This is a genomic window from Bacillus sp. ISL-78 (assembly GCF_018613455.1).
Taxonomy (GTDB): Bacteria; Bacillota; Bacilli; order Bacillales; family DSM-1321; genus Peribacillus; species Peribacillus frigoritolerans.
Genome location: NZ_JAGGQC010000027.1, coordinates 64,097 through 78,218, shown reverse-complemented (window position 1 = coordinate 78,218; position 14,122 = coordinate 64,097). Strand labels below are relative to the sequence as shown.

Below are 14,122 nucleotides of genomic sequence, written 5' to 3'. Positions count from 1 at the left end.
ATCTTGTAAATTACATTCACTTTCTTCCATTCAAGATATGTTTTTCATTTTGCAGGAATTGGCTCCTTGAATTCCTCATGCGAGCAATTCGCTCCTCTGCCATCCTATCCGCCGCTTTATAAGTTGGGATTTGATCACGTTTTGCAATCTCGATGACTCTTTCAATTGTATCATAAACCGTTTCCACTTTCTTAAGGGCTCTTTCCCGATTATACCCTAAAAGTTCATCGGCCACGTTTATGACTCCCCCTGCATTAATTACATAATCAGGAGCATATATAATACCTTTTTCATGAATTTGATCGCCATGAACAGATTCCTTTAATTGATTATTGGCAGCACCTGCAATGACCTTCGCCCTGATTTGATTGATTGTTTGATCATTTATGACAGCACCTAATGCACATGGTGCATAGATGTCACAGTCGACTCCATAAATTTCATCTGGATTCACTGCAGTCGCACCAAATGATTCGACCGCACGGGCCACGCTTTCTTTATTGATATCCGTAACGATGAGCTTGGCGCCCTCCTCATGAAGATGACGGCATAAGTTATAAGAAACATTCCCGACGCCTTGGACTGCAACCACCTTGCCTTCTAAGGAATCAGTTCCGAATGCCTCTTTTGCAGCAGCCTTCATACCGCGGTATACCCCATATGCCGTTACTGGGGAAGGGTTGCCCGAAGAACCGAATGCAGGGGAAATCCCCGTGACAAAATCCGTCTCCTCATGAATGAGATCCATATCCTCAACCGTTGTACCTACATCTTCAGCTGTTATATAACGGCCATTCAGCCCTTGGATATACCTTCCGAATGCACGGAACATTTCTTCATTTTTATCCTTACGCGGATCGCCGATGATGACGGTTTTCCCCCCGCCTAAATTCAGGCCGGCAGCGGCGTTCTTATATGTCATTCCTCTCGAAAGCCTTAAGGCATCTTCAATGGCATCTTCTTCAGATGCATACGTCCACATCCTTGTGCCTCCAAGCGCAGGCCCTAATGTTGTATCATGAATGGCAATAATCGCTTTCAAACCCGATTGTTTATCCTGACAGAATAGCAGTTGCTCGTAATCATACTTCTCAAGATATTTAAAAATTTCCATAAAGGAATCCTCCCTAGATGTTTTAATACATGTCAGATATGAGACTACTGAATTTCTCCTCATTCTTACTTTTCCTACGTTCGTTTTAAATAAAAATCCGCTACTCACATGATATTTTCCCTATGGGGAATGGGTTCCCTTGAAAAACCCATGCACCTTTAAATATGCAAATAACATGCCAATAAAATACATAATCAGCACCTCTTTATCCAAAAAAAGGACATGCTGGTTAATAAGTTGGGCAACTATAGCCTATAACAAATTCAAAAAAATTTCATGTCAGAAGTGGAGTCTCGCTTAAATTAAAATAAATCAGAAAATTCCACGCATTTTTTTTCACGGTGTGCAAATGATTGCATGCAAAAATTTTCACAGTTTTAGTTTTTCCATTTTATAATATAGATTTCTAACTGAAATCCCCAGCGCTTTTGCCGTAAGTGTTTTATTTCCCTTGTGGGTATGGAACGCTTGCTGAATGATTTCGGCTTCATACTGGTCTATTATCTCCGAGAGCGGTTTCCCCGATACGTAGCCGGAAGGCTTCATTAATAATTTCTCTTGATTTAATGGAATCTCTTCGATAAAATCCGGAATATGATGGGTATCAATGATTGTCTCGTTCAATTTCATGAAAATGATTGCCCGTCCTAAGATATTTTCCAGTTCCCTCACATTTCCCGGCCAGTTGTAGATTTGCATCTTATGTATAGCTGCTTCTGTAATTCCCTCTATGCTCCGTCCATACTCCTGATTGATTTTATTAATCAAATGCTCCGCCAATTCTCTCAGATCTTCTTTTCTCTTTCTTAATGGAGCAATGAAAATAGGCATGCGGTTCAGCCTGAAATATAAGTCTTCCCTGAATGATCCGTTTGCGATGGCCTGTTCAAGATTGATGTTCGTAGCGGCAATGACCCGGACATTGATGGGGATCGGCTTCGTCCCACCCACCCTGACGATTTCCTTTTCTTGTAAAACCCGAAGTAATTTAGCTTGGATGTTGGCTGGCAATTCACCAATTTCGTCCAAAAAGATACTCCCTTGATTTGCCTCTTCAAAAAAACCGACCTTTCCGCCCCTGCTTGCACCGGTAAAGGCTCCTTCATCATAACCGAATAGTTCACTTTCAAGTAATGATTCCGAGATGGCCGCACAATTTACCCGAACGAATTTATTGAACTTCCTATCGCTCGCATTATGGATGGCATGTGCAAATAACTCTTTGCCCGTCCCTGATTCCCCTCTTAATAAGACAGTAGCAGGTGTTCTTGCCGATAATTTCGCCTGTTCAATGGGAAGCTTCATCTCTTCGGAAGCCCCAATTATATCATCAAAGGAATATTTAGCCTGCAATGTCCGGATAATCTGTCTTGCCCGATTAAGTTCGTGGGTCAAGGCTTGAATTTCCGATACATCATGAATGACGCCAACACTTCCTTTCAGGCACCCATCCACGATGATTGGAGCAACATTCACGATCACTTCCTTGTGTTTAGGGCCGACACGCATATTGACACCACGAACAGGTTTTTTTGTCTGAAGCACTTTCATATGCATACTTTCGCCTTCGTAAATATCGATAGAAGCCGGTTTACCGATCACTTGGGTCTTTGTTAAGCCAGTGATTCTTGTATATGCCGGATTGATCAATAGCCCCCTTCCTTGATCATCCACAACAGATATGGCTTCATCACTGGATTGAATGATTGCCTGGAGCATCGTCTGTATCTCTTTTAAATCAGTGATCTGTTCCGCCAATTGCACAGCTTCCCTCTTATTCCTAAACACGGCAAAAGCCCCTATGATTTCCTTATCGGCATTCACCAGAGGTATCCTTGTCGTTATGAGTTCCATCCCATTGCCAAGGGTGATTTCCTGATTCACTTCTTTTTGGTTCGTTTGCATCACTCGCAGCAACCCTGTTGATGGGATGAAATCTTTGATATGTCTCCCAATCACATCCTCTCGCTTTGTGTCTGATGCACGTTCCGCACTATCATTGAACATGATGATGAATCCTTCATGGTCAATCACGACCATCCCTTCACTGGTCGTATTAAGGATCAAATCCATTTTTGCGGAGGTATTCTCCAATTTACTTATCAAACGATTTTTCTCTTCAAACAACTTAGTCATAATGAGGGCGACACTTCCAGGAATGAGAATCGTTTGTTCGCCCATGTCCCTTTTTATCTTTTTATAGATAGACGGGTCACCGGTCGTATCAAATATGATGTCCAAACCCCACTTCAATCCCATGCTCCAATCAGTCACAGTAGGAATCCTTCGTTCCTTCGCAGCAAGCATCCCTTCAGCCGATTCATTCTTATCAGCCATACAAACAATGGAAAATACTTCACTTTCCGATAGGAGTTTCAACACGGTCGTCCCTCCCACTCCTCCCCCTACTATCATGACCTTTTGCATCAGCCATCCCCCTTAAGAAATAATTATCCCTTTAAAAATAGATCATTCCCTGCAATTTTTTTCATACTCCACACCATTTTACCATATCGGCCCCCTTTAAAAACAGCCACCAAATCCCAGTCATTATCAAGATTCCCGTTACTTGACAAATAATTTATATCCTTTATCATTTTTTAAAGATGGAATTTTCGGAAGGGATTTGACTGCATGAAACGTTTAATCGCTTTTTTGATTCTTTTTATACCCGGTGCCTTTGCTGCCTATGGCATAAAAATAATGAGGGACATGGTGTTCGGTATTTTACAGCCCCCCTATCCATTCCTTTGGCTGCAATTTTTAATAGGACTGCTCATTACGATAGGCGGAATAGCCTTTATCGCCGGTTTCATCTTACATCGAGATCGAAAACAAAATAAGGTCCAGAGCAGGTTCAATAAATTTTAAACGCAAAAAAAGGTGCCTTGCATGGCACCTTCTTTCTTCATCTTGACTTCAATTCTTCTCTGATCCGTACCGCTGCTTTGGGGTAATCGGTTATGATGCCGCTGCACCCCAATTTGAATAACCGCCTCATCTCGGTTTCTTCATTAATGGTATAGGGCCTTACAGGAACACCCATACTAACCGATGTTTGAATGAGTGCATCAGGGGCAGCCCGGATATTCGGGTGAATTGCACTTCCGCCTATTGCCTTGGCATATATCCACGGCATGTATAGGCCATCCCTATATAGCGGTGCCGTTTCCAATTCTGGTGCCAATCGATGGCAATTGACCAAACTGTAATGATTGAAAGAAGAAAGGATTATCCTTTCCTCCATTTCGTAGGTACGGATGAGCCGGATGACTTTCTCTTCTAAGCCTGGATACAGAAAAACCGTATTTTTCAATTCAATATTGCAAAAAAGCTGATTATCATTAAGCCAAATAAACAGTTCTTCAAGCGTAGGGATCTTTTCCTTACCAAAATTACCCTTATGGGTTGCGGACGCATAAAGGGTTTTCAACTCCTTTAATGTTCGGTCTTTTACATACCCCGAGGCATTCGTGGTCCGATCGAGCTTTTCATCGTGGATGATGACCACTTCTCCATCTTTCGAGAGCTGGACATCCGTTTCAATTCCGTCTGCACCGACACGGGCAGCTTCCTTGAACGCCGACATTGTATTTTCCGGATGAGTTCCTGAAGAGCCTCGATGTGCAAAGATTAAGGTCATGATGAAACGCCGCCTCTCTCAAAAGATGTTATACACCGATTTTATGAACAGAAACAGCAAATTATTTCATCTAGATCAATTCTACAATCAAAACGCAGGTGATTATTTTCTGCATAGAAAGTTTCTTTCTTCAAATCACTCCTTTTCTTTTACAAGCTAATATGTGCCGCTTTTTCAACCAAACAAAAACGCATTTTATTTATGGGATTTGCTGCAAAATCCAATAAATAAAATGCGTTTAATTTTTTAACCGGCGTAAAAAGATTTGAAGTTGCCGATTAGAAAAAATCACGAAGCAACTTCTTCCTGTCCTTTACCTCCAGACGGAGAGTTCCTATTTATATTTAGCGGCTCTAGCCTTTATAAGGTCAATAGTTACCCTGAGTCTTAACAACCGGTATTTACCTTACCTCTGTCAAGAAGCTTTATGTTCGAGGCGCAGCTTATCGGCAACCATGGCAATGAATTCGGAATTTGTAGGTTTTGCCTTTGTCATGCTTACGGTATAGCCGAAAAGAGATGATATGGATTCTATATTTCCACGGCTCCAGGCCACTTCAATCGCATGCCGGATAGCACGTTCAACTCGGCTGGCCGTAGTATTGTATTTTTTTGCGATATCCGGATATAAAACTTTGGTGATGGAACCCAATAGTTCAATATCATTATATACCATGGATATGGCTTCCCTTAAATACAAATAGCCCTTAATATGTGCAGGCACTCCAATCTCGTGAATGATGCTGGTGATGCTTGCATCAAGGTTCTTCGGTTTGGATTCATTTTGGGGACGATAGCTAAATTGACTATGATTTTTTAAAACCGCCTGCCCTTTACCGCTTACCTGACGGATGTTATTGGCCAGATTTTCCATATCAAATGGTTTCAAGATAAAATAAGACGCACCCAAATCAACTGCTTTTTTCGTTACATCCTCTTGACCAAAGGCAGTAAGCATTATCACATTAGGCATGGCACCCCGTTTTACTTCACGAAGTTTCTCAAGTACACCTAACCCATCTAAATGAGGCATGATAATATCGAGGATCAAAATATCCGGATCAACGCTTTCTAGCATACCCAGGCAATCTTGACCGTTATGTGCCACCCCAATCACTTCCATGTCTTCCTGTGCAGAAATGTATTCTTCCAGAAGGCCAACAAGTTCTCTATTATCATCTACAACGCACACCTTAATTTTTTTCACGCTTGATTTCCTCCTCAACTACAATTGGTCTTTTTTTCTATATGACTAAATTCTATTGTAATTGAACTTTTCGACAATGGAAACTAAATTCCTTTTATTTTTGAAAAAATATAAGGAATTCAATATTATTCTCCGGATATCTCTTGTTTTCGACTTCGTTTGCTATTGGAATAAACCGTTTGTCGAAAAATCTTCATATCGTTTTCATTTTATCACAACGTTCCAAAAAAACCTCTATTTTTTGAAGAAATCAAAATTAATTCCGACCCAAACCTATGCTAATCATAATTTTCCATCAAAAAGGGGCATCCAAAAGGATACCCGGATTCTTAGCTTGCCTTTTCATAATTATCTTTGTCGTATATATTTATACCGGCTTCGTTTAACATCCATTCGATATGGACTCCATACCCACTTGTAGGATCATTAACGAATACATGGGTGACTGCACCGATTAATTTCCCATTTTGAATGATAGGACTGCCGCTCATGCCTTGAACGATCCCACCCGTTTTTTGAAGCAATTCTTTATCCGTCACTTTTAAGACCATTCCTTTGATTGCAGGGAACTTCTGTGGGATGGAACTGACGATTTCGACATCGAATTCCTCCACTTCAGAACCATCCACCACTGTAAGGATTTTTGCTGGCCCTTCCTTTACCTCATGGGAAAGGGTGATCGGGAGTGGTTTATCGTTAATTCCATTTTTAAAATCTTGATTTAATTTCCCAAAAATACCAAAGGGACTATTGCGATTGATATTTCCTATTTTTTCTTTATTGGAAGAAAAGCGTGCCAATTTTTCTCCCGGATCACCATTGCTTCCTTTTTCGATGGATGTGACCGTCGATTGAACGATCTGCCCGTCCTTAACAACGATCGGCTTTTTTGTATCCATATCGGATATGACATGTCCCAACGCCCCATATTTTTTTGAATCCGGGTGATAAAACGTCATCGTTCCGATGCCAGCTGCCGAATCACGGATATACAAACCCAATTTGTAAGTTCCTTCATTCTTATCTTTTAGCGGTAATAAGGTACTATGAAGCACTTCATTATCACGGTTAATGACAATTTTCAACGCCTCACCCTTTTCACCCGCCTGCTGAACAAAAGGGGTTACATCCCCCATCTTCTTTATCGTCTGACCATTGATTTCTGTAATAATATCACCGATTTCAATTTTCGCTTTTTCTCCCGGTGATTTTTTCCCCTGCGCCGTATCAATAAGATGATGACCTACTACGAGCACCCCAAGAGTATTAAGCTTCACTCCAATGGATTGACCTCCTGGCATTACCCTAAAGTCTTTTAACACCCTGATGTCGACCTTTTTGGCAGGCAAGCCTGCTACATCAAGTAACACTTCATTCGTACCTGGTTTCTCGGCACCAAGCGTAATCGAAGCTTGTTCATCATGAAGTGAAATTCCATCACTGGATCCCGACGTTTTTGCAGAAACAGGCAATGATTTGGAAATACTATATTGACTTCCTTCAAATAGTACAAGATGCTTTGGAATTAATAAATATTCACGAGATGGCTGGTATAACCCTAATGTTAATAGCGAAACAAGGAGAATTCCACCGATGATCCTGTTTATCCATATAAATTTCAATCCATTCACTCTCCTCGCTCTCTGAAACTTTATGGCTACACCTTTAATTTAGCCCTCATGACAGTCATTTATAACAAGTGCAAAAAATAAAAGCTATCCGTTTTTGGATAGCTTTACAATGAATGCTTATGATAAGTTTAAATAATCTTCTTAAGTGCCCATCAAGATGTAATCTTAAGCCTTTTGGCCAGCTGGATTAATTCATTGGCATGTTGTTTCGTCAAGTCCGTAATCTCTACTCCCGAAATCATCCTGCCAATTTCTTTTATTTTTTCAGTTTCAATTAGCGGTTTGACCGAGGTATTCGTGCGTCCGGACCTTACATTTTTCGCTATGAAAAGGTGAGTATCCGCCATGGCTGCCACCTGTGGCAAATGGGATATGCATAATACTTGTGATCCAGTTGCCACTTTATAGATCTTTTCGGCAATGGATTGCGCAACACGTCCGCTCACACCTGTATCCACTTCATCGAATATAATGGACGTTATGCCTTGATGCTTGGAGAAAATGCTTTTCAAAGCCAGCATGATCCTCGACAGTTCTCCACCAGATGCGATTTTAGAAAGGGGTTTTAACGGTTCACCTGGATTGGTGGAAATATAAAATTCCATGGAATCCAGCCCTGACTGATTAATGCCCCTATCTGACAATTCATCGAAAGTATAAGCTGTCTGAAGGAAATGAGGTTCGAAAATTGTTTTTTCCATATATAAATCCTTTAATTCCTGGTGAATCTTTTTGGTTAGCTGCTGAGCGAATTTCTGGCGAAGTTCAGACAGATTCTTTGCTTCGACGATAAGATCTGCCTTGATGGATTTCATTTCCTTTTCAAGCTTCGCGATATGGGTTTCCCTATTTTGCAGTTTTTCGACTTCTTCTTCAATTGCGGCCCCATATTCCAGGATTTCCTCGATGGTCCGCCCGTATTTACGCTTTAATTGATTTATTTCATTAAGTCGACTTTCAATGAATTCCACACGTTCTGTATCATAATCCAAAGAGTCCAATTGGTCCCGGATATTTGACACAGCCTCTTCGAGCAGGAAGTAGCTATTTGAAACGGTTTCAGAGCTGTGCTTTAAACCTTCATCAAGCCCTGCCGCTTCCTCCAAATTATTCATGGCTACGGATAGCCAATCAATTGCATGCTGCTCACCATTCAAAGCATTATAACTGGTTTGCAGCGCTTCATGGATTTTTTCAAAATTATTAATTTTCTTCCGTTCTTCCATCAATTCTTCATCTTCGCGTAATTTCAAATCAGCTTTTTGGATTTCATCGAATTGAAACTGGATCAAATCAAGTCGGTGGACCATTTGCTGTTCATTTTGGCTCAAACCATTCAATTGTTTAGAAGCGGTTTCATAACGTTTATATAGCTTTTGGTATTCAGTGAGTGCAGATGCGATTTTTTCACCGCCGAATTGATCGAGCAGCGGAAGATGGAGTCGTTCATCCATTAATTCCTGATGTTCATGCTGACCATGGATGTCTATCAATGTTCTCCCTATCTCACGCAAGGTGGAAATCGTTACCATCTTTCCATTTACCCTGCAAACGCTTTTACCGCTTTGTGAGATATCCCTTCGAAGTATCGCCATCCCATCATTCATATCCAGGCCAAACTCTTCCGCTTTGGCAAAGACCGGGTGTTTTTCATCTTCAATCTGGAATAATCCTTCTATTTCAGCCTTCGACTCACCATGTCGAATGAACTCTGCAGAACCACGTCCCCCAACCAAGAGATGAACGGCATCTATTATGATTGACTTCCCTGCCCCCGTTTCTCCTGTCAAGACCGTCAAGCCTTTCTCAAATGAAACGGACAGGCTGTCTATGATCGCAAAATTCCTAATCGATAGTTCTGTTAACAAACTAGATCACCTCACAACATTATTAAAGCATGTCCAAGAATTTGCCGGAAATGATCTTTGCATCTTCCTCGGAACGGCAGATAATTAAACATGTATCGTCGCCGCCGATCGTCCCGAGTATTTCTTGCCAATTTAAATTATCAATCAATGCACAGATGGCCTGGGCATTACCCGGGAGCATTTTCATAACCAGCAAGTTGTTGGCTGAGTCGATGCGTACAAATGCATCGACAAGGATTCTCTTTAATTTTTGAAGTGGATTGAAACGTTGGTCGGCCGGCAGACTGTATTTATACCTTCCATCCGTTAAAGGAACTTTTACAAGGTGAAGCTCTTTAATATCCCTTGAAACGGTGGCTTGAGTTACATTGTATCCAGCTAATTTCAATTCTTCAACTAACTCATCCTGTGTTTCGATATCATTATTCGTTATAATGTCCCTTATTTTTATATGTCGTTGTCCTTTATTCATAAGTAGAAGCACCTCTTCTCAACTGTTGCTCATTTAATGGTAATTGTATCACTTTCATTTCTTACTTAAGCAAGCTGCCCAATTTGCCTGGGTATCATCAGTACGTGCAAATAGGCCGCTTTACTAAGTGGCTAATATTAATGTTATCGGATTTTTATGCAATTGTACAACTTTTTCTCTAAAATGAATACAAGTCTACTTTTTGCACTTACCTATCTTATGTATCCACCCATCAATGATTCAAGTTCATGCCGACAATGTATAGTCAAAAAGCTCCTTTAGCCAACCATTCAGCCAAAGGAGCCATACAAAGTTCTAGCTATTCTTTTTTAAATTGGGCATGGGCCTCTCCAACGATGTCATCAACCGTTTTCTTAAGCAATAATGCTCCATCTTCCTTCGGCCCTTGCCAGTGTAAGTGAAGTAAGAATTCAATATTTCCATCACCGCCGGTAATCGGTGAGAAGGAGGCATCTTTAATATCATAGCCTTCCTTTAAAGAAAAAGAAATGATCTTATCCAACACTTGTTTATGGATTTTGGGATCACGAACAACCCCCTTTTTACCCACTTGATCCTTCCCAGCTTCGAATTGCGGTTTAACCAAGGCAACGACATCACTATTCGGGACGAGCAAGGTCTTTAGCACCGGTAAAATTAACGTAAGCGAGATGAAGGAAACATCAATGCTTGCGAAGTTTGGCATCTCCCCGTCGAGATCGGCGGGTGTAACATAACGGAAATTGGTTCTTTCCATTACTTTTACCCGCTCATCCTGCCTAAGCTTCCAGGCAAGTTGATTATAGCCGACATCAAGCGCATAAGACATTATGGCTCCATTTTGCAAAGCACAATCCGTAAACCCGCCAGTTGATGATCCGATATCAAGCAGTATTTTTCCATTCACTTGTAAATCGAATTCCCTTAATGCCTTCTCAAGTTTAAGACCGCCTCTCGAAACGTAAGGCATGACTTTTCCTTTGATCGTGAATTCGAGATCGACCGGCACTTTTTCCCCCGGTTTTTCGTATCTCTCTTCATTCGCATAGACAAGGCCTGCCATAACCATACGCTTCGCTTTTTCACGTGTATCGGCCAAGCCTTGTTCTACAAGTAATACATCCACTCTTTCTTTCATCACTTTCATATTTTCAGGCCCTTTTTTCTTTTTTGGGTGTTATCATTTTAATCTTTTTGATGGCTGTCTCAGTCGTCAGACCGATTTCTTCAAGAAGTTCATCGACGCTTCCATGTTCAATGAAATAATCAGGTATCCCCATTCGATCTATAATTGCCCCATAAAATCCTTGATCATGAGCATATTCAAGAACAGAACTACCAAAACCACCTTGAAGAACCGCTTCTTCTATTGTCAGGATTGGCATTTTTTCACCAAGGAGACTGCTCAGCATGTTCTCATCCAAAGGCTTAATGAACCTGGCATTGACCACCTTCACTGAATAATCCTCTTTCTCGAGCAGTTCTGCCGCTTCAAGAGCCATGGGAATCGTTGTGCCGAAAGTCAAGATGGCAGCATCCGTTCCTTCTTTAAGAACTTCCCACGAACCGATCGGAATCTGCTGTAATTCAGCATCCATCTCAACTCCCCAACCATTCCCACGAGGGAAACGCATGGCAATCGGACCATCATTATATTTTAAGGCCGTATTGACCATATGCTGGCCTTCGTTTTCATCTTTCGGCATCATCAGCACCATATTCGGTACGTGGCGCAAGAAAGCAATGTCGAAAACGCCTTGATGCGTTTCACCATCGGAACCAACCAATCCAGCACGATCGATTCCTATGAATACGTTCAAATTCTGACGGCAAATATCATGCACCACCTGGTCATAAGCCCTTTGCAGGAAGGTTGAATATATAGCCAGGAATGGTTTCATTTTTTGCGTTGCCAATCCGGCAGCAAAAGTTGCAGCATGCTGCTCGGCAATCCCTACATCATAGAAACGCTCTGGGAACTCTTGAGAGAAGCCCACCAATTTCGAACCTACGGGCATTGCAGGTGTAATCGCGACAATCCGCTCATCGTCACGGGCTAGCCTGCTGACAGTATCGCTTACGAGAGCGCTCCAAGCAGGACCCTTACTAGGGGATTTCACGAAATCACCTGTCTCGATCTTATATGGGCCTGTCCCATGCCAGTTCCCGGTTGTGTCTAACTCGGCAGGTGAATATCCCTTGCCTTTTTTCGTGATGACATGCAGCAGGACCGGTCCCTTCGTTTTCTTGGCATATCTTAAATTCTCAAGCAATTCTTCATAATTATGTCCATCTACTGGTCCAAGGTATGTGAACCCGAGTTCTTCGAAAAAGATTCCTGATACCAATAAATATTTCATGCTATCCTTTAAACGTTCTGCTGTAGCCGCAAGTTTACCACCGACTGCAGGAATTTTTTTCAAAAGCAGCTCCAATTCATCTTTTGCCCAGTTATATTTACCTGCTGTCCGCAATCTTCCCAATATCGTGTGTAAGGCACCTACATTGGGGGCTATGGACATTTCATTATCATTCAGGATAACGATCATGTCCTTTTTTTCATCACCGATATGGTTCAACGCTTCAAGCGCCATCCCCCCTGTTAGGGCACCGTCTCCGATTACAGGCAAAATAAAGCTGCTTTCCCCTTTGATATCACGGGCAGCCGCCATCCCCATTGCAGCTGAAAGGGAAGTTGAACTGTGACCGGTTTCCCAAACATCATGGGGGCTTTCAATCATTTTAGGAAAACCGCAAAGACCTTTATATTTCTTTAAGGTGTCGAACTCTCCTGCTCTGCCAGTCAGGATTTTATGGACATAGGATTGATGTCCGACATCCCATAAAATTTTATCATTCGGACTGTCGAATTCTTTATGCAAGGCTATAGTCAACTCGACGACACCTAAATTGGGACCAATGTGCCCACCGGTCACCGATAATTTTTCCACAAGGAATTTCCGTACTTCCACACTTAACTCGACAAGTTCTTCATTATTCATCTTCTTCAAAAAAGAAGGGTCTTTTATAGATAGAAGATCCAAACAGGACCACTCACTTTCTGTCATTTTCGGTGGTTAGCATAAACAAAGCCTCATGAAAGAGGGCTATGGAAGACTTGACCGAAAAATTGGTTTTAAGTTAAAAAATAGCCGCCAACACCCAGGTGATTTCGGCGGCTTATTATACCTATTTTATCACGTTTCTCAATTAAAAAATTCATTTTGATTTTCACATATTTTTGCACAATGAGTATACCACAAAACCTCAATTGATAACAAATTTAGCCACAATCAATGATTACGGTTCGCAATTAAATCAGTTAGTTCATTCAACAAACCCGTTTGTAAGGTTGTTTTTCCTAAAGCGGCATGGGCAAGTTCTATATGATGTTCCAACTTTTGCTTTGCCCCTTGAAGGGTTAGTAAAGAAGGATATGTGCTTTTATGATTCCCCACATCACTGCCAACCGGCTTGCCGATCAACTCGACTGACCCTTCAATATCCAGAATATCATCGCGAATTTGAAAAGCAAGCCCCAGGTGGTATGCAAAGTCTCGTAAATGCAGTTGCTGTTCTTCACTCGCCCCTGCTAATATAGCACCGGAAAGGATGCTTGCAGTCAATAACTTCCCTGTTTTATGTTCATGTATATACTCCAATTCCTGAAGGGTCAGCTGTTTATTCTCACCTTCCATATCGGCAACTTGCCCCCCAACCATTCCTTCGGCTCCGGCGGACTTCGCAATTTCACTTACAAGGTTCAGCTTCATTTCAGCCGTGACCTCGGGAGTGGTCATATCCGTCACCAATTGAAAGCTATAAGTAAGAAGCGCATCACCTGCCAGTATGGCCACCGCTTCACCGAACACTTTATGATTCGTCGGTTTTCCGCGGCGGAGATCATCATCATCCATTGCCGGAAGGTCATCATGAATCAAAGAATATGTATGAATCATTTCAATGGCAGCCGCTGCAGGAATCCCAATCCTCAAGCTTTTTCCAAAGGCCTCCAAAACCGCAAAGACCAATAATGGGCGAATCCGTTTACCCCCTGCCTGCAGTGAATAGATCATGGCTTCTTTGACTATTGCCGGGGCTTTAAGTTTATTAACATATTCGACGATTTCCCGTTCTATAATTGCCTTATATTCATTAGAAAACATTTCAAAGGACGCCGTACCCAT

General features: G+C 41.7%; 11 protein-coding genes. 1 reads left to right on the top strand and 10 read right to left on the bottom strand.

Annotated elements, in window-relative coordinates:
* Positions 1 to 16: 16 nt before the first annotated feature.
* Together bcd and J7I96_RS22650 are read right to left on the bottom strand one after the other, a co-directional pair.
* Complete coding sequence (gene bcd / locus J7I96_RS22655; protein WP_133347738.1) at positions 17 to 1,114, bottom strand: branched-chain amino acid dehydrogenase; 1,098 nt, start codon at positions 1,112 to 1,114, stop codon at positions 17 to 19.
* 369 nt (positions 1,115 to 1,483) lie between these two features.
* Positions 1,484 to 3,541 (bottom strand): sigma-54 interaction domain-containing protein, encoded by a 2,058-nt coding sequence (locus J7I96_RS22650; RefSeq protein ID WP_214773232.1) that lies wholly within the window; start codon positions 3,539 to 3,541, stop codon positions 1,484 to 1,486.
* A gap of 207 nt (positions 3,542 to 3,748) precedes the next feature.
* Here J7I96_RS22650 and J7I96_RS22645 point away from each other — a divergent pair, with 207 nt between their 5' ends.
* Positions 3,749 to 3,985, top strand: coding sequence for a DUF2627 domain-containing protein (locus tag J7I96_RS22645; RefSeq protein WP_076365441.1), 237 nt, complete (start codon positions 3,749 to 3,751; stop codon positions 3,983 to 3,985).
* A gap of 37 nt (positions 3,986 to 4,022) precedes the next feature.
* On the opposite strand, the gene J7I96_RS22640 is transcribed toward J7I96_RS22645, so the two are convergent.
* The 8 genes from J7I96_RS22640 to J7I96_RS22605 form a co-directional block, all read right to left on the bottom strand.
* Positions 4,023 to 4,757 carry a glycerophosphodiester phosphodiesterase gene (locus J7I96_RS22640; protein WP_214773233.1) on the bottom strand — a complete coding sequence of 245 codons (735 nt, stop codon included), beginning with the start codon at positions 4,755 to 4,757 and terminating at the stop codon, positions 4,023 to 4,025.
* Positions 4,758 to 5,172: 415 nt separating this feature from the next.
* The gene (gene spo0A, locus J7I96_RS22635; protein ID WP_214923411.1) at positions 5,173 to 5,964 is read right to left on the bottom strand and encodes a sporulation transcription factor Spo0A; all 792 of its coding nucleotides are present in this window, start codon (positions 5,962 to 5,964) and stop codon (positions 5,173 to 5,175) included.
* Positions 5,965 to 6,293: 329 nt separating this feature from the next.
* The gene (spoIVB, locus tag J7I96_RS22630; RefSeq protein WP_214923409.1) at positions 6,294 to 7,586 is read right to left on the bottom strand and encodes a SpoIVB peptidase; all 1,293 of its coding nucleotides are present in this window, start codon (positions 7,584 to 7,586) and stop codon (positions 6,294 to 6,296) included.
* A 161-nt stretch (positions 7,587 to 7,747) separates the two neighbouring features.
* Positions 7,748 to 9,463: a DNA repair protein RecN gene (gene recN / locus J7I96_RS22625; protein WP_214773237.1), complete on the bottom strand. Its 1,716-nt coding sequence runs from the start codon at positions 9,461 to 9,463 to the stop codon at positions 7,748 to 7,750.
* A gap of 22 nt (positions 9,464 to 9,485) precedes the next feature.
* The gene (gene ahrC / locus J7I96_RS22620; protein WP_034308279.1) at positions 9,486 to 9,935 is read right to left on the bottom strand and encodes a transcriptional regulator AhrC/ArgR; all 450 of its coding nucleotides are present in this window, start codon (positions 9,933 to 9,935) and stop codon (positions 9,486 to 9,488) included.
* Between the two features lie 319 nt (positions 9,936 to 10,254).
* Positions 10,255 to 11,082 carry a TlyA family RNA methyltransferase gene (locus tag J7I96_RS22615; RefSeq protein ID WP_214923407.1) on the bottom strand — a complete coding sequence of 276 codons (828 nt, stop codon included), beginning with the start codon at positions 11,080 to 11,082 and terminating at the stop codon, positions 10,255 to 10,257.
* A 4-nt stretch (positions 11,083 to 11,086) separates the two neighbouring features.
* Positions 11,087 to 12,979 (bottom strand): 1-deoxy-D-xylulose-5-phosphate synthase, encoded by a 1,893-nt coding sequence (dxs, locus tag J7I96_RS22610; protein ID WP_034311320.1) that lies wholly within the window; start codon positions 12,977 to 12,979, stop codon positions 11,087 to 11,089.
* A gap of 249 nt (positions 12,980 to 13,228) precedes the next feature.
* Positions 13,229 to 14,122, bottom strand: coding sequence for a polyprenyl synthetase family protein (locus tag J7I96_RS22605; protein WP_214773239.1), 894 nt, complete (start codon positions 14,120 to 14,122; stop codon positions 13,229 to 13,231).